Here is a 26,098-nt window from a genome sequence, read left to right as displayed (position 1 = left end):
CTTCGAAGCCTGAATCCATGACCGAACCTGCGCTGCTGCCCCGCCCGCAACTTCGACGCATGCTGCGCAAGGCCCGCCGCGCACTGACCCCTTGTCAGCAGCGCGAGGCCGCTCGCGGGCTGTATAAACAATTGGCCCAGCACCCGCTGTTCCGCCGCGCAAAACACATCTCTCTATACCTGCCCACCGACGGTGAAATCGATCCGCGCCTGCTGATGCGTGCTGCGCAACGTCGGGGCAAGGCGACGTATCTGCCAGTGCTCAGTGCCTGGCCAAGGACCAAAATGGTGTTCCAGCGGATTCGTCCCGGCGAAAAGCTCAAACCCAACCGTTTTCGCATCCCAGAACCTCGGCACAACATCGCCCGACAACGCAAGGTCTGGGCGCTGGATCTGGTGTTGTTGCCGCTGGTGGGGTTTGACGATGTTGGCGGACGCCTGGGAATGGGCGGTGGTTTCTACGACCGAAGCCTGGCGTACCTGGCGCGCCGCAAAAACTGGCGCAAGCCGACGCTGCTGGGCCTGGCCCATGAATGTCAGAAGGTTCAACGTTTGGCTCAGGCGAGCTGGGATGTGCCGCTGCAGGGAACGGTCACGGACAAGGCGTGGTATTTCGCGGACTAGACGCCACTGATTTCAGCGGCGTCGAAAGACAGGTTCAGCGTTTGAAGGCCGACGGCTGTTGCTGCGCGATCTCGACGGGAGCATCGGTCTTGTTGGCCCACAGGCTTTGGGCATAGCCGGTGGTCACGACGCCCAAACCGAACAAAATAACCAATATCCATAGTAAATCCGGTTTGCGTTTCATCGATTGCCCCCCAAAGGCACATCAACACGATGACAGCAGCGGTTTCCGTTGTAGGTGTAGGCCGTGCAGCAGCGTCAAGCTTAGAAGGCCGGCATTTTGCGACAACGTGAACCGACACGCAAACGCTGGCGTCAACCGACCGTCGGTTTGTCATAAAATTGCCCGACCACTTGCCCACTCACCTCGCAAGGAGCAAAACCATGGCCTATTGGCTGATGAAATCCGAGCCCGACGAACTCTCTATCAAAGACCTGGAGAAGCTTGGCCGAGCGCGCTGGGACGGGGTTCGCAACTACCAGGCGCGCAACTTCCTGCGGGCCATGGCGGTGGGCGACGAGTTTTTCTTCTATCACTCCAGTTGCCCGGAGCCGGGGATTGCCGGGGTCGGCAAGATTGTCGAGGCAGCGTACCCGGACCCGACGGCACTGGAGCCGGAGAGTCATTACTTCGATCCGAAGGCCACTGCCGAGAAAAACGCCTGGAGCGCGATTGATGTTGCTCACGTCGAGACGTTTTCCAGAGTGCTGAAGCTCGATTATCTGAAGCAGCAAACGGCGTTGGCCGAGATGCCATTGGTGCAGAAGGGTTCGCGGCTATCGGTGATGCCAGTGACAGCCGAGCAGTGGGCGGTGGTAATTGCATTAAGGTCTTGAGCCATGCAGTGACTGAAAGAATGCTATCGCGAGCAGGCTCGCTCCCACACTGAATCTGCCTACACTGGAGACCCCTGTGGGAGCGAGCCTGCTCGCGATGAGGCCCGCCCGGACAGCAAAAGACTTATTGAATTATCAGGTTGTTGAACAACAAATCCTCAACCACCGGCTTGCCGGTCTCATCGTTCATCACTTGCTGGGTCTGCTTCAAGGCTTCCTGACGCAGCTTTTCCTTGGCTTCGACATTGTTCATGGCTTCAGTGGTCTGCTGGGCAAACAACGCCACCAGCTGATTACGTATCAATGGCTCATTGGCCTTTACCGCTTTGGTCGCCTCGTCACCGGTCACCCGCAACGCCACATCGGCCTTGTAGACCTTGAGCTTCGGCGTGCCGTCCAGCCCATAGTTGCCCACGAATGGCGGGCTCAGGGTGATGTAGTTGACCTTCGGGGCTTCACCTTCTTTGGCTTCTTCGGCCATCGCTGCCACAGGCAGAGACAGGGCCAGCATCAACATGATCCACGCTTTCACAATTCGCTCCTTATCCGGTTTGCGGCCAAGCATAACGGCCCGCCGCTCAAGCACAAGCTTATGGCTGACTATCAGGGTCGGGCATGCTCGTTGACCCAATGACTCACACACCTACACTTATCGGCCATCACTCCCAAAGGAATAGCCCTGATGAAAGCCGTGCTGTGCAAAGCCTTCGGCCCTGCCGAATCGCTGGTGCTGGAAGACGTCGCCAGTCCTGTCGCGAAGAAGAATGAAATCCTGCTGGACGTGCATGCGGCTGGGGTGAATTTCCCGGACACGTTAATCATCGAGGGCAAATACCAGTTCAAGCCGCCCTTCCCGTTTTCACCGGGCGGCGAAGCAGCCGGCGTGGTCAGTGCGGTAGGCGAAAAGGTCAGCCACCTCAAGGTCGGTGACCGGGTCATGGCGCTGACTGGCTGGGGCAGTTTTGCCGAGCAGGTCGCGGTGCCGGGTTACAACGTGCTGCCGATCCCGCCATCGATGGACTTCAACACCGCCGCCGCATTCAGCATGACCTACGGCACTTCGATGCACGCCCTCAAACAACGGGGCAACCTGCAACCTGGCGAAACCTTGCTGGTGCTCGGCGCTTCCGGCGGCGTCGGCCTCGCCGCGGTGGAAATCGGCAAAGCCATGGGTGCTCGCGTGATCGCCGCCGCCAGCAGTGCGGAAAAACTCGCGGTGGCCAAGGCTGCCGGCGCCGATGAGTTGATCAACTACAGCGAAACCAGCCTCAAGGATGAGATCAAACGCCTGACCGACGGCCAGGGCGCCGACGTGATCTACGATCCGGTGGGCGGCGACTTGTTCGACCAGGCTATCCGCGCCATTGCCTGGAACGGCCGTCTACTGGTGGTCGGTTTCGCCAGCGGACGAATCCCGGAGCTGCCTGTGAACCTGGCGCTGCTCAAAGGTGCCGCGGTAGTCGGCGTGTTCTGGGGCTCCTTTGCCCAGCGCCAACCTCAGGACAACGCGGCAAACTTCCAGCAGTTGTTTGGCTGGTTTGCCGAGGGCAAGTTGAAGCCACTGGTGTCGCAGGTGTATCCGCTGAGCAACGCGGCGCAAGCCATCAATGACCTTGGCCAGCGCAAGGCGGTCGGGAAAGTGGTCGTGCAGGTTCGCTGATTATTTTCTAGCCAGGTCGCAGCCTTGCGACCTGGTTCCGTCATCCCCACACCGACCCTCATTTATACCTGAGCGACATGTTCATAAAGGAACATGCGATCTCCAACATTTCCGCTGTTTTGCCGATGCGAACCGGTGCTATTTTCGGTAACGAAACTGTAACATTCGCATCCGCAGTCAAAACAAGAATTCTGGAGCTCTTGAATGTTTGCTTTCTTTCGTCCTGCCGCACATCAGGCTCCATTGCCTGAAGAAAAAATAGACAGCACCTACCGACGCCTTCGCTGGCAGATCTTCGCCGGGATTTTCATTGGGTATGCGGGTTACTACCTGCTGCGCAAGAACTTCTCCCTGGCAATGCCGTACCTGATCGACGAGGGTTACACCCGTGGTCAACTGGGCCTGGCAATGTCGGCGATTGCGATTTCCTACGGCCTGTCGAAGTTCCTCATGGGCCTGGTGTCCGACCGCTCCAACCCGCGCTACTTCCTGCCATTTGGCCTGCTGGTGTCGGCCGGCGTGATGTTCGTTTTCGGCTTCGCGCCTTGGGCAACGTCCAGCGTGACCATGATGTTCATCCTGCTGTTCATCAACGGCTGGGCCCAAGGCATGGGCTGGCCACCGAGTGGCCGAACCATGGTGCACTGGTGGTCGCAGAAGGAGCGCGGTGGCGTGGTGTCTGTGTGGAACGTGGCACACAACGTCGGCGGCGGCCTGATCGGCCCGCTGTTCTTGCTCGGCATGGGTCTGTTCAATGACTGGCACGCCGCGTTTTACGTACCGGCAGCGGTGGCTCTGGCCGTCGCGGTGTTTGCCTTCATGACCATGCGCGACACGCCACAGTCGGTGGGCCTGCCGCCGATCGAGAAGTACAAGAACGACTACCCGGAAGGTTACGACGCTAGCCACGAAGAGGAATTCAGCGCCAAGGAAATCTTCGTCAAGTACGTGCTGCGCAACAAAATGCTCTGGTACATCGCCATGGCTAACGTCTTCGTCTACCTGCTGCGTTACGGCGTGCTGGACTGGGCACCGACCTACCTCAAGGAAGCCAAAGGCTTCACCGTGGATAAAACCTCGTGGGCGTATTTCTTCTACGAGTGGGCGGGGATCCCGGGCACGCTGCTGTGCGGCTGGATGTCGGACAAGATCTTCCGTGGCAACCGTGGCCTGACCGGCATGGTGTTCATGGCGCTGGTGACCGTGGCGACACTGGTTTACTGGCTTAACCCGGCCGGCAACCCGACCGTCGACATGATCGCGCTCGTCTCGATCGGCTTCCTGATCTACGGCCCAGTGATGCTGATCGGTCTGCAAGCGCTGGAACTGGCGCCGAAGAAAGCCGCCGGGACTGCAGCAGGCTTCACGGGGTTGTTCGGTTATCTGGGTGGTTCAGTTGCGGCCAGTGCAGCGATGGGCTACACCGTGGACCACTTCGGCTGGGACGGCGGTTTCGTCTTGCTGATCGGCGCATGCCTGCTGGCGATGGCCTTCCTTGCGCCAACGCTGTGGCACAAGCAAGTCGCCAGTCAGAGCCGCGAAGCGATCGCCTGATCGGTCTTTGATTTGCAACGCTTGAGCCGCGCCTCCAGATTTCGGTCTGGCATGGCGTGGCTACGCAGGGCGTGAGCGGTCTGCTCGACATATTCGCGAGTGGTGCCATAACGCCCGCAAGCGCTTTCGAACACCTGGCTCAGCACATGATCCGGCAAGTTGCCGGCATAGCTGGGCAGGTGCCGTTCCAAGACGAATCCCAATGCCTGAACCTGGCTTCCATCTTCAAGACGGCAGTTGAGCCAGTGTGGGCGATAGGACGGGAATGGCATTTCACGCTGCCAGAGCGCATAAAGCGAAGCTTCGAGTTGCTCTTCGGGCAAGCGATAGGCAAACCCGCTGCATGAGCCGCCACGATCCAGGCCAAACACCAGCCCGGGCACTTCCGGTGTACCGCGATGTTCGTGGGACCACAGGTACAAACCGCGATGGTAGCCATGCACGCGACCGCGCACTCGCTCCACAGCCGCGCATTCTGGACGCCAGATCAGCGAACCATAAGCAAACAGCCAGACCGGCCCACCCTTGTGGCGCGCCATGGTCGATTGCATCGAGCTGAGCAATTGTTCGTGCGTAAGCTGCGGCCCCAGATCGAGCCGCGGAGGGTAAGCCAGATTCAAAAAAGCAGATTCAATGGCGCTCATGGCGAATAGCGTTCAGCTCCCCGCGGGTGAAGAATTACTTAATAGAACGCACCGCTGTAACAATAAGGCACATATGGTTTAAGGCAATTTAAGTGCCATGGCGGCGCTCTAAAACTTATTGCCTGAATGAGATATAACCTACCGGCATTTATAAAAATTTATAAATACCGATCGGCTATATGGGGAGTTATAACGATTTAAGATCGTGGATCAAGATCGGGGGGCGTAGGCGAACACATCCGCGCGCATTTGATGGGCATCCATCCCCGCTTCGACCAGCGCATCCAGCGTGCCATAGACCATGGCCGGAGAGCCGCTGGCGTAGACGTGCAGGGCTTTCAAATCAGGGAAATCTTCACACACCGCCTCATGCAACATGCCGCAGCGCCCTCCCCAGCCACATTGATCGCTGACGACTTTATGCAGGAACAGATTGGGCAGCTTTTCCCATTCATCCCAATGCTCAATGTCATAAAAGTCATCGGGACGACGCACGCCCCAATACAGATGCACCGGATGCTTGAATCCCGTGGCCCGGCAATGTTCGATCAGACTGTGGATCTGACCCATGCCGGTACCGGCGGCAATCAGCACCAGTGGACCGTCCGGCAGTTCCGCCAGATGGGTATCGCCGAACGGCATCTCGATGCGCACCATCGGGTTGCGCTGAAGCTGTTCGATCAGGCTCAGCGCACTGCTTTCGCGCGCCAGTACATGAATTTCCAGATCGCGTCCGGAATGCGGTGCAGAGGCCAGGGAGAAGGCGGATTTCTCGCCGTTCTCACGCTCGATCATCAGGTACTGACCGGCGTGATAGCGCGGCGGCTTGCCCGCTGGCGCACGCAGACGCACGCGCCAGGTATCGCCGCCGACGTCCCTGCATTCAATGACCTGACACGACACGCTGCGCACGGGCAATTCTCCCAGCGCGAGCACGCCATCCCACAGCACGATGCAGTCTTCCAGCGGCTCTGCAATGCAAGTGTAGAACTCGCCATGGTCGCGCACATCACCGGCCTGTTCGACCCGCCCTTCCACCAGCAACGCGCCGCACACATGGCAATTGCCGTTGCGACAACTTTGCGGGCATTCATAGCCCAGGCGCCGCGCGCCATCGAGAATTCGCTCGCCGGGCAGAATCTCTAGCACTGCTCCGGAGGGCTGCAAGGTTACACGCATCAATCTATTCCTAACTGATTCCAGATGGCATCGATCCGTTGGGTAACGGCTTCATCCTTGACGATGACCCGGCCCCACTCGCGGGTGGTTTCGCCTGGCCATTTATGCGTGGCATCGAGCCCCATCTTCGAGCCCAGGCCGGAAACCGGCGAGGCGAAGTCGAGGTAGTCGATCGGCGTGTTGTCGATCATCACCGTGTCGCGCTTGGGGTCCATGCGCGTGGTGATGGCCCAGATCACGTCGTTCCAGTCCCGTGCGTTGATATCGTCGTCAGTGACGATAACGAACTTGGTGTACATGAACTGTCGCAAAAACGACCAGACACCCAGCATTACCCGCTTGGCATGCCCGGGATACGACTTCTTCATGGTCACGATGGCCATGCGGTACGAACAGCCTTCGGGCGGCAGGTAGAAGTCGGTGATCTCGGGGAACTGCTTTTGCAGGATCGGCACGAACACTTCGTTCAGCGCCACGCCGAGAATCGCCGGCTCATCCGGCGGACGACCCGTGTAGGTGCTGTGGTAAATCGGTTTGATCCGGTGGGTGATGCGCTCGACGGTGAACACCGGGAAGCTGTCGACTTCGTTGTAGTAGCCGGTGTGGTCGCCATACGGACCTTCATCGGCCATTTCGCCCGGATGGATCACGCCTTCAAGGATGATCTCGGCGGTGGCCGGCACTTGCAGGTCGTTGCCGCGGCACTTCACCAGCTCGGTGCGATTGCCGCGCAACAGACCGGCGAAAGCGTATTCGGAGAGGCTGTCCGGCACGGGCGTCACAGCACCAAGAATGGTTGCCGGGTCAGCGCCCAGGGCCACGGACACCGGGAACGGTTGGCCGGGGTGTTTCTCGCACCACTCACGGTAGTCCAGCGCGCCGCCACGGTGGCTCAACCAGCGCATGATCACCTTGTTGCGGCCGATCACTTGCTGACGGTAGATGCCGAGGTTCTGGCGATCCTTGTTCGGCCCTTTGGTAACGGTCAGACCCCAAGTAATCAGCGGACCGACGTCGCCCGGCCAGCAGGTCTGTACCGGCAACATCGCCAGATCGACATCGTCGCCTTCGATGACCACTTCCTGGCACACCGCGTCTTTGACGACTTTCGGTGCCATGGCAATGATCTTGCGGAAGATCGGCAGCTTGGACCAAGCGTCCTTCAGCCCCTTCGGCGGCTCGGGTTCCTTGAGGAACGCCAACAGCTTGCCGATTTCGCGCAACTCGCTGACAGCTTCTGCGCCCATGCCCAGCGCCACGCGCTCGGGGGTGCCAAACAGGTTGCCGAGTACTGGAATGTCATAACCGGTAGGGTTTTCGAAAAGCAGCGCCGGGCCCTTGGCGCGCAACGTGCGATCGCAGACCTCGGTCATTTCGAGCACTGGGGACACTGGAACCTGGATGCGCTTGAGTTCGCCGCGCTTTTCCAGGCCGCTGATAAAGTCGCGCAAGTCGCGATACTGCATGCGTGAGCCTCGTGTTGGCCGTGGCGTTCGGGGCAGGCAGTTTAGCGCCGAACCCCTCTATTCAGAACCACGAACTGCCATTGATCAAAAATCAGATAGCAAAAAGCCGGGTTTCCCCGGCTTTTGCTGACTTTCTGCGACTTACTTACGTTTCATCGACAGGAAGAACTCGTCGTTGGTCTTGGTCTGTTTCAGCTTGTCGACCAGGAACTCGATGGCAGAGACTTCGTCCATCGGGTGCAGCAGCTTGCGCAGGATCCACATACGCTGCAGTTCGTCGTCGGCCGTCAGCAACTCTTCGCGGCGAGTACCGGAACGGTTGATGTTGATGGCCGGGAACACACGTTTTTCAGCGATCTTGCGATCCAGAGGCAGTTCCATGTTGCCGGTGCCTTTGAATTCCTCGTAGATCACTTCGTCCATCTTCGAGCCGGTTTCAACCAGCGCGGTAGCGATGATGGTCAGCGAGCCGCCTTCTTCGATGTTCCGTGCAGCACCGAAGAAACGTTTCGGTTTCTCCAGGGCGTGGGCATCGACACCACCGGTCAGTACCTTGCCGGAGCTCGGGATCACGGTGTTGTAGGCACGCGCCAGACGGGTGATGGAGTCGAGCAGGATCACCACGTCCTTTTTGTGTTCGACCAGGCGCTTGGCCTTCTCGATCACCATTTCGGCAACCTGCACGTGGCGGGTTGGCGGCTCGTCGAACGTCGAGGCAACCACTTCGCCGCGCACGGTGCGCTGCATTTCGGTCACTTCTTCCGGACGTTCGTCGATCAGCAATACGATCAGATGAACTTCAGGATTGTTACGTGCGATGTTCGCCGCGATGTTCTGCAGCATGATCGTTTTACCGGCTTTCGGCGGGGCAACGATCAGGCCGCGCTGGCCTTTGCCGATCGGGGCGCACAGGTCGATGACACGACCGGTCAAGTCTTCGGTGGAACCGTTGCCGGCTTCCATCTTCATGCGCACGGTCGGGAACAGCGGGGTCAGGTTCTCGAAGAGAATCTTGTTTTTCGCGTTCTCGGGACGATCGTAGTTGATCGTGTCGACCTTGAGCAGTGCGAAATAACGCTCGCCTTCCTTTGGAGGGCGGATCTTGCCAACGATGGTGTCACCGGTGCGCAAGTTGAAGCGGCGGATCTGGCTCGGCGAGACGTAGATGTCGTCTGGGCCGGCGAGATAGGAAGCGTCAGCGGAGCGCAGGAAGCCGAAGCCGTCCTGGAGAATCTCCAGCACGCCATCACCGGAGATTTCCTCGCCGCTTTTAGCGTGCTTTTTGAGCAGGGAGAAAATCACGTCCTGCTTGCGCGAACGGGCCATATTTTCTATGCCCATCTGTTCGGCCAATTCGAGCAGTTCGGTAATCGGCTTTTGCTTGAGTTCAGTCAGATTCATATAGGAATGACGTAATCATTTATGGAGGGGGGAAATTAAGCTTTTGGCTTAATGAGGCCGCGCCGCAGAGAAGGCGACAGGATCGCGTACTTATTCGAAAAGGAGTGCGTCGGCGACGGCTAGCAGGGGGCAGTGGAGAAACCAGTGCGGGGCCGAATGTACCACCTGAGTTTCGGAGCGTCTAGCCCTCAATAACGAAAAGGCCCCGCATTATACGGGGCCTTTTCATGACGCTTTATAACAACGCTTAGATGTTGGCGTCGAGGAAAGCAGCCAATTGCGACTTCGACAGCGCGCCGACCTTGGTGGCTTCGACGTTGCCGTTCTTGAACAGCATCAGCGTCGGGATACCACGTACGCCGTGCTTGGCCGGGGTTTCCTGGTTTTCGTCGATGTTCAGTTTGGCGACGGTCAGCTTGCCAGCGTAGGTGCCAGCGATCTCGTCCAGAACCGGGGCGATCATTTTGCAAGGGCCGCACCACTCAGCCCAGTAGTCAACAAGCACAGGGCCAGCAGCCTTCAGTACTTCTTCTTCGAAGTTAGCGTCGGTGACGTGCTTGATAAGATCGCTGCTCATGGATGTCTCCGGGTTGTAAGCAATAAAAAACGTGGCCCATCATAGCCGCCCTTCCCGTGTTCAGGAAGCCGCAGATGATTGAGTCTCGCTATGGTGGCCCATGAGTTTGGGTATAGCTCAAGTCATGGGGTGGCGGGAGCGACGAACGCAATTCCGGTACGCAGGGCGGCGTTGCGCACATGTTCCTGCATGGCCTTCTGCGCGGCGCCAGAGGCCCGACGAGCCAGCGCACGGAGGATTTTACGGTGTTCCTGCCAGGTTTCCATGGCCCGTTCGGCCCGGATGAACGGTAGCTTCTGACTCTCCAGGAAGATGTCGGCGCTGGCCGTCAGAATGCTCAGCATCGCCTGATTGCCGCTGGCCAGGAGGATGCGCCGGTGAAACTCGAAATCCAGTCGCGCCGCTGCATCGAAGTCGGCGGCACGCAGTTCGTTGCGCATGGCCGCGACATTGTCTTCCAGGGCATCGAGTTCCTCAGTGCTCAGGGTCACGGCCGCCAGCCCGGCGGCAAAACCTTCCAGCGCATAGCGCAACTGGAAGATGTCCAGCGGCGATGCCTGGGCCGCGAACGGCCAGCCCGGTGCCGCATCGCCCCGGGGCAGATCCACCGGTGATTGCACAAACACGCCCTTGCCCGGCTGGATACTGATCACGCCCAGCGCACTCAGGGACGATAACGCCTCACGCAACGACGCCCGACTGACCCCCAATTGCACCGCCAGGTCCCGTTGCGAGGGCAAGGCATCCCCCGCCCCGAAACCTTGTTCGGTGATCAGCTTGCGGATGGCTTGCAGCGCCACTTCGGGTACCGCGCGAGAAATCGAATTCATGGTTTTTCAGACGAACCAGGCCAATGAGCGGCTAGTTGTAAAGCTATTCGTGACGTCCGGCAAGTCGTGCCCCATGGGGGTTCGGGAATTTTCACGGGTGCGCCATCAGGGTGCGAAACGCCCCCAACTGTTCAGACCAGTAAGACCGAACGACACCAGCAAAACCGTGGCCTGCGTCCCCCAAAACCGAATCTTGGCATGGCCTGTGCTCTGTCGATCCGCAGAAATCACTTCCCGCCGATCCGGAGATTTGCCATGACCATGCGTTACAGCGCCCTCCTCGCCGCCTTGTTTGCCAGCCTGATGCTGAGCCAGGCCCCCGCCCACGCCGACGGTCTGGAGGATGTGGTCAAACGCGGCACCCTCAAAGTCGCGGTGCCCCAGGACTTCCCACCATTCGGTTCGGTCGGTCCGGACATGAAACCTCGCGGCCTGGACATCGACACCGCCCAACTACTGGCCGACCAACTCAAGGTCAAACTCGAACTGACCCCGGTCAACAGCACCAACCGCATTCCGTTCCTGACCACCGGCAAAGTCGACCTAGTGATATCCAGCCTCGGCAAGAACCCTGAGCGCGAGAAAGTCATCGACTTCTCCCGTGCCTACGCACCGTTCTACCTCGCCGTGTTCGGCCCGCCAGACGCCGCCATCAAGGGCCTGGACGATCTCAAGGGCAAAACCATCAGCGTCACCCGTGGCGCCATTGAAGACATCGAGCTGACCAAAGTCGCCCCCGAAGGCGCGACCATCAAACGCTTCGAAGACAACAACTCGACCATCGCCGCCTACCTCGCTGGCCAAGTCGACCTGATCGCCAGCGGCAACGTAGTGATGGTAGCGATCAGCGAGAAAAACCCGAAACGCGTGCCGGCGCTGAAAGTGAAGCTCAAGGACTCGCCGGTTTACGTTGGCGTGAACAAGAACGAGCCGGCGCTGCTGGGCAAGGTCAACGACATCCTCACCACGGCCAAGGCGGACGGTGCGCTGGAAAAGAACTCGCAAACCTGGCTGAAAGAACCGCTGCCAGCCGATCTCTGATCGTTCGCGGAGACGACTTATGGCTTATCAGTTCGATTTCTTGCCGGTGGTGGAAAACACCGACCTGCTGCTGCGCGGTGCGCTGTTCACCCTTGAGTTGACGGCCATTGGCGCGGTGCTCGGGGTCGGCCTGGGTATCGTCGGGGCACTGGTGCGGGCGTGGAATATCCGCCCGTTCGCCGGCATTTTTGGGGTTTACGTCGAGTTGATCCGCAACACGCCATTCCTGGTGCAGTTGTTTTTCATCTTCTTCGGTTTGCCGTCGCTGGGCCTGCAGATTTCCGAATGGCAGGCGGCGGTGTTGGCGATGGTGATCAACCTTGGCGCCTATTCGACCGAGATCATCCGCGCCGGCATTCAAGCGATCCCTCGCGGGCAGCTGGAAGCTGCAGCCGCCCTGGCACTGACGCGCTTCGAAGCCTTCCGCCACGTGGTTCTGTTGCCGGCGCTGGGCAAGGTCTGGCCGGCCCTGAGCAGCCAGATCATCATCGTCATGCTCGGCTCGGCTGTCTGTTCGCAGATCGCCACCGAAGAGCTGAGCTTCGCCGCCAACTTCATTCAATCGCGTAACTTCCGCGCCTTTGAAACCTATGCCCTGACCACACTGATCTACCTGTGCATGGCGCTGCTGATCCGCCAATTGCTGAACTGGATCGGCCGGCGCTACATAGCAAGGAGCAGCCAATGAGCGATTTCACCTTCTGGGACATCCTGCGCAACCTGCTCACGGGCCTGCAATGGACCCTGGCGTTGTCGCTGGTGGCGTTTATCGGCGGCGGGCTGATCGGTCTGCTGATCATGGTGATGCGGATTTCAAAAAAATCCCTGCCCAGCCACTTCGCCCGCACCTACATCGAACTGTTCCAGGGCACGCCGTTGTTGATGCAGCTGTTTCTGGTGTTTTTCGGTGTGGCGTTGGCCGGTGTGGAGATTTCACCGTGGATGGCGGCGGCGATCGCCTTGACGCTGTTCACCAGCGCCTACCTGGCGGAGATCTGGCGCGGTTGCGTCGACTCGATCCCCAACGGCCAGTGGGAAGCCTCGTCGAGCCTGGCGCTCAACCCGCTGGAGCAACTGCGTTACGTGATTCTGCCGCAAGCCCTGCGTATCGCCGTGGCGCCAACCGTGGGCTTCTCGGTACAAGTGGTCAAAGGCACCGCCGTCACCTCGATCATCGGCTTCACCGAACTGACCAAGACCGGCGGCATGCTCGCCAACGCGACCTTCGAGCCCTTCATGGTCTACGGCCTGGTGGCGCTCGGTTACTTCCTGCTCTGCTACCCCTTGTCCCTCAGTGCGCGCTACCTGGAAAGGAGACTGCATGCCTCTGCTTAGAATTTCCGCCCTGCATAAATATTACGGCGACCACCATGTGCTCAAAGGCATCGACCTGAGTGTCGACGAAGGCCAGGTGGTGGCGATCATCGGCCGTAGCGGCTCGGGCAAATCCACCTTGCTGCGCACCCTCAATGGTCTGGAATCGATTAATGACGGCGTAATCGAAGTCGACGGCGAATACCTCGACGCCGCCCGCGCCGACCTGCGCAGCCTGCGGCAGAAAGTCGGGATGGTGTTCCAACAGTTCAATCTGTTCCCGCACCTGACCGTGGGCGAAAACGTCATGCTCGCGCCGCAAGTGGTGCAGAAAGTGCCAAAAGCCAAAGCCGCCGAACTGGCGCGGCAGATGCTGGAACGGGTCGGGCTGGGGGAAAAATTTGATGCCTTCCCCGACCGACTGTCTGGCGGCCAGCAACAGCGGGTGGCGATTGCCCGGGCGCTGGCGATGTCGCCGAAGGTGCTGTTGTGCGATGAAATCACCTCGGCGCTGGACCCGGAACTGGTCAACGAAGTGCTGAGCGTGGTCCGGCAACTGGCCAAGGAGGGCATGACGCTGATCATGGTCACCCATGAAATGCGCTTTGCCCGCGAGGTTGGGGATAAGTTGGTGTTCATGCACCAGGGCAAGGTGCATGAGGTGGGTGATCCGAAGGTGTTGTTTGCCAACCCGCAGACGGCGGAGCTGGCGAATTTCATTGGCACTGTTGAAGCGACAGCCTGAAAGAGCCTCAGTGTCTTTAATGCCCTCATCGCTAGCAGGCTAGCTCCCACAGGGGTACGCATTCCAATGTGGGAGCTAGCCTGCTAGCGATTGACCGCGCAGCGGTCATCGACTTTTCTGCCTCGGATCAACGCTTTGAACACTGCGCGTTGGCGGCAGCGTTTGATCGTGGCAGGATGTCGAGGTTATCGACCGAGACCCCCTGACCATGCCGCAATCCCAAGCCAAGAATCTGTCCCTGATCGCCGCAATCGACCTGGGCTCCAACAGCTTTCACATGGTCGTGGCCAAGGCCCAGAACGGCGAAATCCGGATTCTCGAACGTCTCGGGGAGAAGGTTCAGCTGGCCGCCGGCATCGACGAAGAACGTCAACTCAGCGAAGAATCCATGCAGCGCGGGCTCGATTGCCTGAAGCGTTTCGCCCAACTGATCAGCGGTATGCCGCCCGGCACCGTGCGGATCGTCGGCACCAACGCCCTGCGCGAAGCCCGTAACCGCGCCGAATTCATCCACCGCGCCGAAGAAATTCTTGGCCATCCGGTAGAAGTCATCTCTGGCCGTGAAGAAGCGCGCCTGATTTACCTCGGCGTCTCTCACACCCTCGCCGACACGCCGGGCAAGCGCCTGGTAGCCGACATCGGCGGCGGCAGTACCGAATTCATCATCGGCCAGCGCTTCGAACCGCTGCTGCGCGAAAGCCTGCAAATGGGCTGCGTCAGCTATACCCAGCGCTATTTCAAGGATGGCAAGATCACCCCGGCCCGCTATGCCCAGGCGTACACCGCGGCGCGGCTGGAGATCATGAGCATCGAGCACGCCCTGCACCGCCTGACCTGGGATGAAGCCATCGGCTCCTCGGGCACCATTCGCGCCATCGGCCTGGCGCTGAAGGCCGGCGGGCATGGCACTGGCGAAGTGAATGCCGAAGGCCTGGCCTGGCTCAAGCGCAAGCTGTTCAAACTCGGCGATGTCGAGAAAATCGATTTCGAAGGCATCAAGCCCGACCGCCGGGCGATCTTCCCCGCCGGGTTGGCGATTCTTGAAGCGATCTTCGACTCCCTCGAACTGCAACGCATGGATCACTGTGAAGGCGCCCTGCGCGAAGGCGTGCTCTATGACCTGCTGGGCCGTCATCATCACGAAGACGTCCGTGAGCGCACTCTCAGTTCGCTGATGGAGCGTTACCACGTTGATCTGGAACAAGCCTCGCGGGTCGAACGCAAGGCGCTGCATGCCTTCGATCAGGTGGCCGAGGATTGGCAGCTGGATGACGGTGTCTGGCGCGAACTGCTGAGCTGGGCCGCCAAGGTCCATGAAGTGGGCCTGGACATCGCCCACTATCAGTACCACAAGCACGGCGCCTATCTGATCGAGCACTCGGACCTGGCCGGATTCTCCCGCGAAGACCAGCAAATGCTCGCGCTGCTGGTGCGGGGCCACCGACGCAACATTCCCAAGGACAAGTTCGCCGAATTCGGCGACGACGGCATCAAGCTGATTCGCCTGTGCGTGCTGCTGCGCTTTGCGATTCTGTTCCACCACATCCGCGGTACCCAGGAAATGCCACAAGTCGTGCTGCACGCCAATGGCGACAGCCTGGATGTGTTGTTCCCGGAACACTGGCTGGACGACAATCAGTTGACCCAGGCCGACTTCGCTCTGGAAGCGGAATGGCTGACCCGCGTCAGCTTCGTGCTGAACGTTCGCTAAACACTGTGGCGAGGGAGCTTGCTCCCGCTGGGCTGCGAAGCGGCCCCAAAAAGAGGGACTGCTGCGCAGTCCAACGGGAGCAAGCTCCCTCGCCACAAGTCATTCACCGCTCGGGCGGGAACAAAAAAGGGCGATCCACATGGATCGCCCTTTTTTGTATCAACCGAATCTACGTTAACGAACGGTCAGGATCGGGCTGCCCAAACGCTCAAGCAAGGTGGCCTGGGCACTGCGCGGGTTCTGGTTGCCGGTTGGCGTGTTGCGGATGTAGCGACCGTCCGCCTGCAGACTCCAGCTGTGGGTGTTATCGGTCAGATAAAGCTCCAGCTCTTTCTTGACCCGCAAAATCAGCTTCTTGCCCTCGACCGGGAAGCAAGTCTCGACGCGCTTGTCGAGGTTGCGCTCCATCCAGTCGGCACTGGACAGAAACATCTGCTCTTCGCCGCCGTTGAGGAAGTAGAAGACCCGGGTATGTTCCAGGAAGCGACCGATGATCGAGCGCACGTGGATGTTGTGGGACACCCCGGCGATGCCCGGTCGCAGGCAGCACATGCCACGCACCACCAGATCGATACGCACCCCCGACTGACTAGCCTTGTACAACGCGCGGATGACCTTCGGATCGGTCAGCGAGTTGAACTTGGCGATGATGTGTGCCGGTTTGCCGTCGAGAGCGAACTGCGTCTCCCGGGCAATCATGTCGAGCATGCCCTTTTTCAACGTGAACGGTGCGTGCAGCAGTTTCTTCATGCGCAGGGTTTTACCCATGCCAATCAACTGGCTGAACAGTTTGCCGACGTCTTCGCACAAGGCGTCATCGGAGGTCAGCAGGCTGTAGTCGGTGTACAGACGGGCGTTGGCCGCGTGGTAGTTGCCGGTACCCAAGTGGGCGTAGCGGACAATCTCGCCAGCCTCGCGGCGTAAAATCAGCATCATCTTGGCGTGGGTCTTGAAGCCGACCACACCGTAAATCACCACCGCACCGGCCGCTTGCAGACGGCTGGCCAGTTGCAGGTTGGACTCTTCGTCGAACCGCGCACGCAATTCGATCACTGCCGTCACTTCCTTGCCGTTACGCGCAGCGTCTACCAGCGCATCGACAATTTCCGAGTTGGCGCCGCTGCGATACAACGTCTGACGAACCGCCAACACGTGAGGATCCTTGGCCGCCTGACGCAGCAAGTCGACCACCGGGGTGAACGACTCGAACGGGTGCAGCAGCAGGATGTCCTGCTTGCTGATCACGCTGAAAATGTTCTCGCTGTTTTGCAGCAGTTTCGGGATCTGCGGGGTGAACGGGGTGTATTGCAGCTCCGGATGACTGTCCAGGCCGGTGATGCTGAACAGCCGGGTCAGGTTGACCGGGCCGTTGACCTGATACAACTCGGTCTCGTGCAGGTTGAACTGCTTGAGCAGGTAATCGGACAGGTGTTTCGGGCAAGTGTCAGCGACTTCCAGCCGCACCGCGTCACCGTAACGACGGGAGAACAACTCGCCGCGCAGGGCGCGGGCCAGGTCTTCGACGTCTTCGGTATCGACCGCGAGGTCGGCGTTTCGGGTCAGGCGGAACTGGTAGCAGCCCTTGACCTTCATGCCCTGGAACAGGTCATCGGCGTGAGCGTGGATCATCGACGACAGGAACACATAGTTGTCGCCGGGACCGCCGACTTCTTCCGGCACCTTGATGATCCGCGGCAGCAGACGCGGTGCCGGGATAATCGCCAGGCCGGAGTCGCGACCGAAGGCGTCGATGCCTTCGAGTTCGACGATGAAGTTCAGGCTCTTGTTCACCAGCAACGGAAACGGGTGCGTAGGGTCGAGGCCGATCGGGGTGATGATCGGGGCGATTTCGTCGCGGAAGTAACGACGAACCCAGGTCTTGAGCTTGGTGGTCCAGTAACGGCGACGGATGAAGCGGACCTGATGTTTTTCCAGTTCCGGCAACAGAATGTCATTGAGGATCGCGTATTGGCGATCGACGTGGCCATGCACCAGTTCACTGATGCGAGCCAGGGCCTGGTGCGGTTGCAGGCCATCGGCGCCAGCCTGTTCGCGAGCGAAGGTGATCTGCTTCTTCAGGCCGGCCACACGAATCTCGAAGAACTCGTCCAGGTTGCTGGAGAAAATCAGCAGAAACTTCAACCGCTCCAGCAATGGGTAGGACTCATCCAGCGCCTGTTCCAGCACGCGGATATTGAACTGCAGTTGCGAGAGCTCACGATGGATGTACAGGCTGCTGTCATCCAGGCCGGGAATGGCAATCGCTGGCGCCGCAACAACGGGCTCGGCCACCACCGCGGGAGGAGCAGGCTCCAGCTCCGGCGGGGTTTCGGCGATTGGCTCCACCACAGGTTGAGCGTCTTTTACGGCAACTTCAGTGAGTCCTTCGGTATTCATCGAATGTTCCTGGGAGGGCTATTTTTGCTCTCGTAACAATTGAGCAGCACGGACGGCAAAGTAAGTCAGGATGCCATCAGCGCCTGCACGTTTAAAAGCGGTCAGGGATTCAAGGATAACCCCTTCGCTCAACCAGCCATTCTGGATCGCTGCCATGTGCATGGCGTATTCACCGCTGACCTGATAGACAAAGGTCGGCACTTTAAATTCTTCTTTGACCCGATAAAGGATATCCAGATACGGCATGCCTGGCTTGACCATGACCATATCCGCGCCTTCTGACAAGTCCGCCGCCACTTCGTGCAGGGCTTCGTTGCTGTTGGCCGGATCCATCTGATAGGAGGCCTTGTTGGCCTTGCCCAGGTTCAGCGCCGAACCCACCGCATCGCGGAACGGGCCGTAATAGGCGCTGGCGTATTTGGCCGAGTAGGCCATGATCCGCACATTGACGTGATCGGCCAGCTCCAGCGCTTCGCGGATCGCCTGAATGCGACCGTCCATCATATCCGACGGGGCCACCACCTGAGCGCCGGCTTCGGCGTGGGACAGGGCCTGTTTAACCAGTGCGTCGACGGTAATGTCGTTCTGCACGTAGCCTTCCTCGTCAAGAATGCCGTCCTGACCGTGGGTGGTAAACGGGTCCAGGGCAACGTCGGTGATCACACCCAGCTCAGGGAACCGGTCACGCAAGGCACGAGTCGCACGCTGGGCGATGCCGTTGGGGTTCCACGCTTCAGCGGCGTCCAGGGATTTGAGTTCCGGCGGCGTTACCGGGAACAATGCCAAGGCCGGAATCCCCAGCTCGACCCACTTAGCCGCTTCTTCCAGCAACAGGTCGATGGTCAGGCGTTCGACGCCCGGCATCGAGGCCACCGCTTCGCGACGATTTTCACCGTCCAGCACGAACACCGGCAAGATCAGGTCGTCGACGGTCAACACATTTTCACGGACCAGTCGACGCGAGAAATCATCACGACGGTTGCGACGCAGGCGGGTTGCAGGAAACAAACGGTTGGCGGGGGTAAAGCTCACGGCAGACTCCTGAGCCCGCGCTGGCGGGCGAGCGTGACAGTTATAAGCGGCCATTATGACGAACGTATTACAGTTATGTGCATCCCTATGACAGGTAGCCGCATTCCATTGTCCTTGTAGGAAATGTTCACGTCGAGACACATTTGGACACTTTCATGAATGTGCACGAAGGGTTAGGCTGCGCGTTCATTTCGCCAGCACCCAGACAATGCTCCAACAATTTCTGCATGACTTCGGCTACTTTGCCCTTTTCCTCGGGACGTTTTTCGAAGGCGAAACCATTCTGGTGCTCGCAGGCTTCCTCGCGTTCCGCGGATACATGGACATCAATCTGGTGGTGGTCGTGGCGTTTTTCGGCAGTTATGCCGGCGATCAGCTGTGGTACTTCCTGGGGCGCAAGCACGGGCGCAAATTGCTGGCCCGCAAACCGCGCTGGCAACTGATGGGTGATCGGGCGCTGGAACATATCCGCAAGCACCCGGACATCTGGGTGCTGAGCTTCCGCTTTGTCTACGGGTTGCGCACCGTAATGCCGGTGGCAATCGGTCTGTCGGGCTATCCGCCGGGACGTTACCTGCTGCTCAACGGGATTGGCGCAGCGATCTGGGCCACTGCACTGGCCGCAGCCTCTTATCACTTCGGCGCGGTACTCGAAGGCATGCTTGGCAGTATCAAGAAGTACGAGCTGTGGGTGCTGGGCGCCCTGCTGGTACTGGGCTTTGGCCTGTGGCTGCGGCGGCGCTTCAAGAATGCCCGTCTGGCGAAGAAGATCTACGCCGACGAGCAAGCGTTGAAAGCTGAACAGGCCAAGTCCAGCGAACCTACGACGCCCATCGAGTGAAGCGGTTTCTACAACAGTAGAGACCGATGCCGCTGAGCAGGCTGTAACTGAGCAGCCCCACCCAGCCCACTGCGCTGCCCGGCCATAGCCCGACCATTGGCGCCAGCCACACCAGCGGCAGGTTCGACGCCAGCCGCAACAGCTCCAGCTTCAACGCCTGCGGGCGATTTTCCAGGGCCGCGCCCAACACAAACAGCCCCAGTGCCACGGCACCCCAGCCCAACACCAGGGCCGAAGTCGGCAGGCTCTGTTCCAGGTTCATCAAGTAACTGCCCAAGGCGATGTAGACGCAAAACTGCAGCGCCACATACCACTGCTGGCGCCCGTCCAGCGGTACCTCGAACTTGCGGAACTGGCTCAGGTCCGGTTTGTTCATCGGGTACTTGGCCGCCACATCCGCTGGTCGCCAACCGGTGCGCATGAACCAGATCCGCAGCTTGTCCCACCAGTGTTCGGCGCGCCGTGCGTCATCCCACAGCTGCGCATAAAACTGCACGTTCGCCCACAACGGATTCCAGCTCGCCAGTGGCGTGGTCACGCCGAAAACCACCGGCTCGTTGTCGTCCTCTTCCTGGAACGAGCCGAACAGACGGTCCCAAATAATGAACACTCCGCCGTAGTTGCGATCCATGTAGAGAGCATTCTGCGCATGGTGAGCCCGATGATTGGACGGCGTGACGAAGAACCATTCGAACCAGCCGAGCTTGGGAATGTGTCGGGTATGCACCCAGAATTGGTACAGCAGATTCAGCGCCGCAACGCTGACGAACACCACGAGTGGAACGCCGAGCACGGCCATGGGCAGGTAGAAAATCCAGCTCAACAGAAACCCGGTGCTGGTCTGGCGCAAGGCCGTGGAGAGGTTGTAGTCCTCGCTCTGATGATGCACCGAGTGGGCGGCCCAGAGGATGTTGCGCTCGTGGCCCATGCGGTGCAGCCAGTAATAGCAGAAGTCGTAGAAGACGAAAGCGAGCACCCAGACCCAGGCGCTGTCGGCCGAGAGCTCGATCACGGCCAGGTGCTTCAGGGCGAAGGCATAAGTCACCAGGCCGACGCCTTTGGTCAACAGGCCTGTGGTGGTCGACAGCACGCCGGTGCTGACGCTGTTGATCGCGTCTGCCACGCGGTAATTGCTCACCCCGCGCCAACGGTCGGCCAGCAACTCGACCGCAATCAGCACAAAGAAAAACGGCACCGCATACAGAATGAAGTCCATGACGCGCCCTGATCAGAATCGTTCAGCAGAGATTAGGTGTAGCCGCGAATTAACCCTATGGCAACGAGTGACAAATTAGTGGACATTTAACGCCATGAATCTGGAGAAAAGCCCATGAGCAAAAAAATTGCAGTGATCCTTTCCGGCTGCGGCGTGTACGACGGCGCCGAGATCCACGAAAGCGTGATCACCCTGCTGCGGCTGGACCAGCGCGGCGCCCAGGTGCAGTGCTTCGCACCCGATATCGCGCAATTGCATGTCATCAACCACGTTACCGGCGAAGAAATGCCCGAGGCGCGTAACGTGCTGGTGGAATCGGCGCGGATCGCCCGGGGCAACATCAAGGATATCCGTGAAGCCAGCGTCGAAGACTTCGATGCGCTAATCGTTCCTGGCGGATTCGGGTCGGCCAAAAATCTGTCGAACTTTGCCGTCGAAGGTGCCGGATGCAGCGTTCAGCCTGACGTCCTGGCGTTGACCGAAGCGTTCGCCGAGGCCGGCAAACCGGTAGGGCTGATCTGCATCTCGCCGGCCCTGGCGGCCAAGATCTACGGCCCGGGCGTGACCTGCACCATCGGCAACGATGCCGATACCGCCGCCGCGATGAACAAAATGGGCGCCACCCATGCCGAGTGCGCGGTGACCGACATCGTCGAAGACAAGGCGCGCAAGCTGGTGAGCACTCCGGCGTACATGCTGGCGCAATCAATCAGCGAGGCTGCTTCCGGCATCAATAAACTGGTCGACCGCGTTTTGGAACTGACCCACGAAAACGACGAGTAACACGGTTTAAATGTGGAGGCGGGCTTGCTCGCGAAGAGGTCATAACATTCAACTTTGATGTCGACTGTCAAACCGCCTTCGCGAGCAAGCCCGCTCCCACAGGATTCAATGCAAGGCTCAAGACTTGCGCGATAACCGCGTGAGTATCCGGTCCAGCGCATTGGCGAACGCCTGCTTCTCGCGCTCGCCGAACGGCGCCGGTCCGCCGCTCATCTGGCCCTGCTCACGCAGATCGGTGAACAGGTTACGCACCGCCAGTCGATCGCCCATGTTCTGCGCATCGAACTCCTTGCCCCGTGGATCCAGCGCAGCGACGCCCTTCTTCACCAGCCGATCCGCCAGCGGTACATCGCTGCAAATCACCAGCTCACCTGGCACCGCGTGTTCCACCAGGTAATCGTCGGCGGCATCCGGGCCGCTGGGCACCACGATCAGCTTCACCAGGGTGAGGCCCGGTTTGATCTGCGGCTGACCGGCCACCAGCACCACTTCGAACTGGCGCTTGAGGGCGAATTTCACCACCAGATCCTTGGCCGCCCGAGGGCAGGCGTCGGCATCGATCCACACGCGCATATTTATTTTCCTCGTCTAAAAAGCTTCGCGGGCAAGCCTCGCTCCTACAGGCCCGTGTCGTGCGCATTTTCCGCGAACGATATAAATCCGTAGGAGCGAGGCTTGCCCGCGAATATGAGCGCAGCGAATGTTTTTAAGAAACCTGCACCCGCCGCTTCTCAGCCATCCGGCTACGGCTGTACAACACAATGATCGCAATGATCGCCACGGCCTGAGCACTCAGCGAATAGGCATCAGCGTGGATCCCCAGCCAGTCGAAGTCAAAGAACGGCACCGGCCGCGTGCCGAATATCCCGGCTTCCTGCAACGCCTTCACGCCATGGCCGGCAAACACCACCGACAACGCGCAGAGCAGCCCGGCATTGATGCTGAAGAACAACGCCAGCGGCAGTTTCGCCGAGCCGCGCAGAATCACCCAGGCCAGACCGATCAGCATTACCAGCGCCGTCGCCCCGCCCGCCATTACGGCGTTGTGTCCTGCCGGCCCGGCCTGCAACCACAGGGTTTCGTAAAACAGGATCACTTCGAACAGCTCGCGATAAACCGAGAAGAACGCCAGGATCGCAAAGCCGAAACGCCCGCCACCACTCACCAGGCTGCTCTTGATGTAATCCTGCCAGGCCGCTGCGTGGCGACGGTCGTGCATCCACACGCCGAGCCAGAGCACCATGACACTGGCAAACAACGCCGTCGCGCCTTCCAGCAGTTCACGCTGGGCGCCGCTGACGTCGATCACATACGCCGCCACCGCCCAGGTCACCAGCCCGGCCAGCAGCGCCAGCCCCCAACCGATGTTGACGCTGCGCACCGCCGATTGCTGACCGGTATTGCGCAGGAACGCGAGGATCGCCGCGAGCACCAGAATCGCTTCCAGGCCTTCGCGCAACAGAATCAACAGACCGGAGATGTAACTCAGCGACCAGCTCAAGCCATCACTGCCCAGCAGGCCAGCGGACTCTTTCAATTTGGCCTTGGCCGCCTCCAGACGCTGCTCGGCCTGAGCCACTGGCAAACCGTCCTGTAACGACTGACGGTAAGCCATCAGGGACTTCTCGGTGTCTTTACGCACGTTGGCGTCGACGTTGTCCAAAGAGCTTTCGACCAGCTCGAAGCCTTCCAGGTACGCGGCCACCGACAGGTCGTAGGCCTGATCGTGATCGCCGGCGCGGTAGGCGGCGATGCTCTTGTCCAAGGTGGCCGCCGTGTAATCAAGCAACTGCCCCGGTCCACGCTTGACCTGCGGCGGTTGCGCCCGTTGCGCGCGGAATGTCGCGGCCGCTTGCGGGCCTTCGGCGGCCAGCACTTCGGCCGGCGTCTGACGCGCGAGGTCGGCGATGTTGTAGGTTTTCCCGGATTTGGCCGCAGCCGGATCGGCGCTGAAGCTGGCGATGTAGGTCGCCAGGTCCCAACGTTGACGATCATCCAGTTGATCGGCGAAGGCCGGCATGTCGGTGCCTTCAACGCCCATGCCCAGCGTGTTGTAGATCGCATAGAGGCTCAGACGGTCCAGTCGCACGGCATCGCGCAGATTGGCCGGCGGTGGCGTCATGCCTACACCTGCCGGGCCGTCACCAGCGCCCGCATCGCCATGGCACACCGAGCATTGCTGGGTATACAGCGGCGCGCCGCGTGTCGGGTCCGGGGTGATGACCGGGGCTTGGCTGACCTCATAGGTCACCGCCAGTTTTGCCCCCAGCTGCCGCGCCTGACGGGCAACATCCACGCCGTCCTTGCGACCGGCGATGGCAGCGCCAAGGCTGCCGACGCCCTGTTCCAGCTCTGCGCGTTCGGGTTTGGCCGGCAAATCGGCGATCAAACCTTGCAGCACTTTCAGGAATTCCTGCTGTTCGCGGTATTCAGACTCATCGATGACCTTGCCCGCCTCGACCGTCGCCGGGTAATCGGCGCCAATGTAATCGAGCAAATGCAAGGCCTTGGGCGCACCTTCCGCGGTTTCGGCCAGCGCATTGAAGCTGCAGAACGCGATCACCGGCAGCACGAGCCACGCCAGAAAACGAGAGGAGGCAATCATGAATAAATCTCAAATGGAAATACGAAGTAACACATTGTTCACTCCCAATGAGTTTCGCTCAAGCTTTGTTGGTATTTCCTGCGTAGCTGCGTATAAATTCAGCGGCCAATTGCCACCCTCCGCCGGTTTCGTTCAGGGAAGAATCAACGTGTCCATGCGTTCACACCTGTTTTTCTCACTGCTGTTAAGCCTTGCCCTGCAACTGACTGGTTGCGCCGCCTATCGCGACTACGACCTGGAACTGGAGCAAACGACCGCCCAGTTGAAAGCCGGAAATCCGCAGGGCGCTCTCCAACTGCTGGAGCTGCACAATCCGTCAGAAGAACGGGATCTGCTCTACTTCTTCGAAAAAGGTGCAGTCCTGAGTGCCAGTGGTGCACTGCCGCAAAGCCAGGTTGCCTGGCGCAGTGCAGAGCAAATGGTGATCCAGCGCCAGGACACCGTCGAGTCTGCTGGCACACAGCTCTTGTCCGCGATGGGCGATCATTGGGGCAGCATCATCAATGACAAACTGCGGCGCTACGATGGCTACGACTACGAAAAAGTCATGCTGACCACGCAAATGGCCCTGAACCAGTTGGCCGTGAATGACTTCGACGGTGCTCGCGCCGACATCAAGAAAACCCACGAACGTGAAGCACTGATTGCCCGTCAGCGGGAAAAGGAATACGAGCGACTTGAAGAAGAAGCCAAGGCTCAGGGCGTTCGCGTGCACTACAAGGATCTCCAGGGCTATCCCGTGATGACCCTCGACGCGCCCGCCGTGATCGCGCTGAAAAACGGCTATCAGAGTGCATTCAGTCACTACCTGGCCGGGTTTACGTATGAAGCGCTGGGTGAGCGTGATCTTGCCGCCCCGGGTTATCGCCAGGCCATCGAGTTGCGACCCGACCTGCCCTTCTTCGAGCAGGCATTGCGCGAACTCGACAAACCCGCAGCCAAGGCAAATGAAAGTGATGTACTAGTCATCGTGCAAAGCGGCCTGGCGCCGGCGCGCAGCTCGGTTCGTGTCCCCTACCCGGTGCGCCTGGAAGACAATCAGGTGATCGTCGCCAACGTGTCGTTTCCGGTGATGGTTCCCGACACGTCGACCCCGTCGTTCACACAAATGACGATCGACGGTCGCAAACAGCAACTGACCCTTGTTAACAGCATCACCGACATGTCTTTACGCACGCTGCGCGACGATATGCCGGGCATCATTCAGCGCACCGCGCATCGCGCCTACCTGGCTGCTTCTGTTCAGGCTACAGACAACCGACGCGACCCGAGCAAAGCCTCTTACGTGACACAGCACGATGGCTTTGAGCACGCGGACACCCGAACCTGGCGCACGTTGTCCAACATCACTCTGGTGGCGCGCCTGCGCCTGAAAAAAGGCGAGCACCTGATCAGCCTGCCCAACGCGCCGGGCGCCGCGCCCCTGAAAGTCCGCATCGAGCAGGACCATCAGGTCATAGGCCTGCGAGCGCTGGGCGAGCGGGTTTACAGCAACGGAGTGGCTTTCGAACCTGCCGTTGCGCCTGAAAGTAGTGTGGTATCCGGTCTGAAATAGGTAATGGCACATTTGTGAAAGCATGTAATTAAAAAGCCATTACATAGCCAGCATCCCTGTTTATAATGCCGCGCCGTCGTTATTACG

General features: G+C 59.7%; 25 protein-coding genes. 12 read left to right on the top strand and 13 right to left on the bottom strand.

Annotation, left to right across the window (positions count from 1 at the left end; translation table 11 throughout):
- Positions 1-17 precede the first annotated feature (17 nt).
- Complete coding sequence (locus tag PMI18_RS17665) at positions 18-623, top strand: 5-formyltetrahydrofolate cyclo-ligase (protein WP_007899403.1); 606 nt, start codon at positions 18-20, stop codon at positions 621-623.
- 34 nt (positions 624-657) lie between these two features.
- Here the strand turns inward: PMI18_RS17665 and PMI18_RS31230 are convergent, their stop codons facing one another.
- Positions 658-807 carry a hypothetical protein gene (locus PMI18_RS31230; RefSeq protein ID WP_007899400.1) on the bottom strand — a complete coding sequence of 50 codons (150 nt, stop codon included), beginning with the start codon at positions 805-807 and terminating at the stop codon, positions 658-660.
- Positions 808-1,007: 200 nt separating this feature from the next.
- Between PMI18_RS31230 and PMI18_RS17670 the strand changes: the two genes are divergently transcribed.
- Positions 1,008-1,460: an EVE domain-containing protein gene (locus tag PMI18_RS17670; protein WP_007899397.1), complete on the top strand. Its 453-nt coding sequence runs from the start codon at positions 1,008-1,010 to the stop codon at positions 1,458-1,460.
- Between the two features lie 124 nt (positions 1,461-1,584).
- Here the strand turns inward: PMI18_RS17670 and PMI18_RS17675 are convergent, their stop codons facing one another.
- Complete coding sequence (locus PMI18_RS17675) at positions 1,585-1,992, bottom strand: flagellar basal body-associated protein FliL (RefSeq protein WP_033036301.1); 408 nt, start codon at positions 1,990-1,992, stop codon at positions 1,585-1,587.
- 150 nt (positions 1,993-2,142) lie between these two features.
- Between PMI18_RS17675 and PMI18_RS17680 the strand changes: the two genes are divergently transcribed.
- A complete protein-coding gene (locus PMI18_RS17680; RefSeq protein ID WP_007899393.1) occupies positions 2,143-3,120 on the top strand; it encodes an NADPH:quinone oxidoreductase family protein in 978 nt (325 codons plus the stop codon).
- A gap of 204 nt (positions 3,121-3,324) precedes the next feature.
- Positions 3,325-4,674, top strand: coding sequence for a glycerol-3-phosphate transporter (gene glpT, locus PMI18_RS17685; protein ID WP_007899392.1), 1,350 nt, complete (start codon positions 3,325-3,327; stop codon positions 4,672-4,674).
- Here glpT and PMI18_RS17690 read toward each other — a convergent pair.
- The 6 genes from PMI18_RS17690 to PMI18_RS17715 form a co-directional block, all read right to left on the bottom strand.
- On the bottom strand, positions 4,650-5,318 hold the full coding sequence (locus tag PMI18_RS17690; RefSeq protein ID WP_007899387.1) for a gamma-glutamylcyclotransferase: 669 nt from the start codon (positions 5,316-5,318) through the stop codon (positions 4,650-4,652). The two genes, glpT and PMI18_RS17690, sit on opposite strands and share 25 nt — an antisense overlap.
- Before the next feature lie 210 nt (positions 5,319-5,528).
- Positions 5,529-6,497 carry a CDP-6-deoxy-delta-3,4-glucoseen reductase gene (locus PMI18_RS17695; protein WP_007899386.1) on the bottom strand — a complete coding sequence of 323 codons (969 nt, stop codon included), beginning with the start codon at positions 6,495-6,497 and terminating at the stop codon, positions 5,529-5,531.
- A complete protein-coding gene (ubiD, locus tag PMI18_RS17700; protein ID WP_007899385.1) occupies positions 6,497-7,963 on the bottom strand; it encodes a 4-hydroxy-3-polyprenylbenzoate decarboxylase in 1,467 nt (488 codons plus the stop codon). The genes PMI18_RS17695 and ubiD overlap by 1 nt, the downstream gene beginning before the upstream one ends.
- A gap of 141 nt (positions 7,964-8,104) precedes the next feature.
- Entirely contained in the window at positions 8,105-9,364 is a 1,260-nt protein-coding gene (rho, locus tag PMI18_RS17705) for a transcription termination factor Rho (RefSeq protein ID WP_007899384.1), read from the bottom strand.
- 247 nt (positions 9,365-9,611) lie between these two features.
- Positions 9,612-9,941: a thioredoxin TrxA gene (trxA, locus tag PMI18_RS17710; protein WP_007899382.1), complete on the bottom strand. Its 330-nt coding sequence runs from the start codon at positions 9,939-9,941 to the stop codon at positions 9,612-9,614.
- Positions 9,942-10,063: 122 nt separating this feature from the next.
- Positions 10,064-10,771, bottom strand: a complete 708-nt coding sequence (locus PMI18_RS17715; RefSeq protein ID WP_007899380.1) for a FadR/GntR family transcriptional regulator — start codon at positions 10,769-10,771, stop codon at positions 10,064-10,066.
- 255 nt (positions 10,772-11,026) lie between these two features.
- Between PMI18_RS17715 and PMI18_RS17720 the strand changes: the two genes are divergently transcribed.
- The 5 genes from PMI18_RS17720 to ppx all read left to right on the top strand — a co-directional run bounded on the left by PMI18_RS17720 (position 11,027) and on the right by ppx (position 15,582).
- The gene (locus tag PMI18_RS17720; RefSeq protein ID WP_007899378.1) at positions 11,027-11,812 is read left to right on the top strand and encodes a transporter substrate-binding domain-containing protein; all 786 of its coding nucleotides are present in this window, start codon (positions 11,027-11,029) and stop codon (positions 11,810-11,812) included.
- A gap of 19 nt (positions 11,813-11,831) precedes the next feature.
- A complete protein-coding gene (locus tag PMI18_RS17725) occupies positions 11,832-12,500 on the top strand; it encodes an amino acid ABC transporter permease (protein WP_007899377.1) in 669 nt (222 codons plus the stop codon).
- Positions 12,497-13,147, top strand: coding sequence for an amino acid ABC transporter permease (locus tag PMI18_RS17730; RefSeq protein WP_007899375.1), 651 nt, complete (start codon positions 12,497-12,499; stop codon positions 13,145-13,147). The genes PMI18_RS17725 and PMI18_RS17730 overlap by 4 nt, the downstream gene beginning before the upstream one ends.
- A complete protein-coding gene (locus tag PMI18_RS17735; RefSeq protein ID WP_007899373.1) occupies positions 13,134-13,871 on the top strand; it encodes an amino acid ABC transporter ATP-binding protein in 738 nt (245 codons plus the stop codon). The genes PMI18_RS17730 and PMI18_RS17735 overlap by 14 nt, the downstream gene beginning before the upstream one ends.
- 208 nt (positions 13,872-14,079) lie before the next feature.
- A complete protein-coding gene (ppx, locus tag PMI18_RS17740; RefSeq protein ID WP_007899371.1) occupies positions 14,080-15,582 on the top strand; it encodes an exopolyphosphatase in 1,503 nt (500 codons plus the stop codon).
- 174 nt (positions 15,583-15,756) lie between these two features.
- Here the strand turns inward: ppx and ppk1 are convergent, their stop codons facing one another.
- Together ppk1 and hemB are read right to left on the bottom strand one after the other, a co-directional pair.
- Positions 15,757-17,979: a polyphosphate kinase 1 gene (ppk1, locus tag PMI18_RS17745; RefSeq protein ID WP_007899364.1), complete on the bottom strand. Its 2,223-nt coding sequence runs from the start codon at positions 17,977-17,979 to the stop codon at positions 15,757-15,759.
- Between the two features lie 18 nt (positions 17,980-17,997).
- Positions 17,998-19,011, bottom strand: a complete 1,014-nt coding sequence (hemB, locus tag PMI18_RS17750) for a porphobilinogen synthase (protein WP_007899362.1) — start codon at positions 19,009-19,011, stop codon at positions 17,998-18,000.
- Between the two features lie 208 nt (positions 19,012-19,219).
- On the opposite strand from hemB, the gene PMI18_RS17755 reads away from it, so the two are divergent.
- Positions 19,220-19,852, top strand: a complete 633-nt coding sequence (locus PMI18_RS17755) for a DedA family protein (RefSeq protein WP_007899360.1) — start codon at positions 19,220-19,222, stop codon at positions 19,850-19,852.
- Here the strand turns inward: PMI18_RS17755 and PMI18_RS17760 are convergent.
- On the bottom strand, positions 19,833-21,068 hold the full coding sequence (locus PMI18_RS17760; protein WP_007899357.1) for a sterol desaturase family protein: 1,236 nt from the start codon (positions 21,066-21,068) through the stop codon (positions 19,833-19,835). The genes PMI18_RS17755 and PMI18_RS17760 overlap by 20 nt on opposite strands.
- 114 nt (positions 21,069-21,182) lie before the next feature.
- Here PMI18_RS17760 and elbB point away from each other — a divergent pair, with 114 nt between their 5' ends.
- Positions 21,183-21,851, top strand: coding sequence for an isoprenoid biosynthesis glyoxalase ElbB (elbB, locus tag PMI18_RS17765; RefSeq protein ID WP_007899355.1), 669 nt, complete (start codon positions 21,183-21,185; stop codon positions 21,849-21,851).
- A gap of 117 nt (positions 21,852-21,968) precedes the next feature.
- Here the strand turns inward: elbB and PMI18_RS17770 are convergent, their stop codons facing one another.
- Both PMI18_RS17770 and PMI18_RS17775 read right to left on the bottom strand, forming a co-directional pair.
- The gene (locus tag PMI18_RS17770; RefSeq protein WP_007899353.1) at positions 21,969-22,424 is read right to left on the bottom strand and encodes a YaiI/YqxD family protein; all 456 of its coding nucleotides are present in this window, start codon (positions 22,422-22,424) and stop codon (positions 21,969-21,971) included.
- Positions 22,425-22,557: 133 nt separating this feature from the next.
- Positions 22,558-24,456: an FTR1 family protein gene (locus PMI18_RS17775; protein WP_007899351.1), complete on the bottom strand. Its 1,899-nt coding sequence runs from the start codon at positions 24,454-24,456 to the stop codon at positions 22,558-22,560.
- A 154-nt stretch (positions 24,457-24,610) separates the two neighbouring features.
- Here PMI18_RS17775 and PMI18_RS17780 point away from each other — a divergent pair, with 154 nt between their 5' ends.
- Positions 24,611-26,011 (top strand): COG3014 family protein, encoded by a 1,401-nt coding sequence (locus tag PMI18_RS17780; RefSeq protein ID WP_007899350.1) that lies wholly within the window; start codon positions 24,611-24,613, stop codon positions 26,009-26,011.
- The last annotated feature ends 87 nt before the right edge of the window (positions 26,012-26,098 follow it).

The organism is Pseudomonas sp. GM102 (assembly GCF_000282555.1).
Taxonomy (GTDB): Bacteria; Pseudomonadota; Gammaproteobacteria; order Pseudomonadales; family Pseudomonadaceae; genus Aquipseudomonas.
This window is presented reverse-complemented; position numbering and strand designations above follow the sequence as displayed.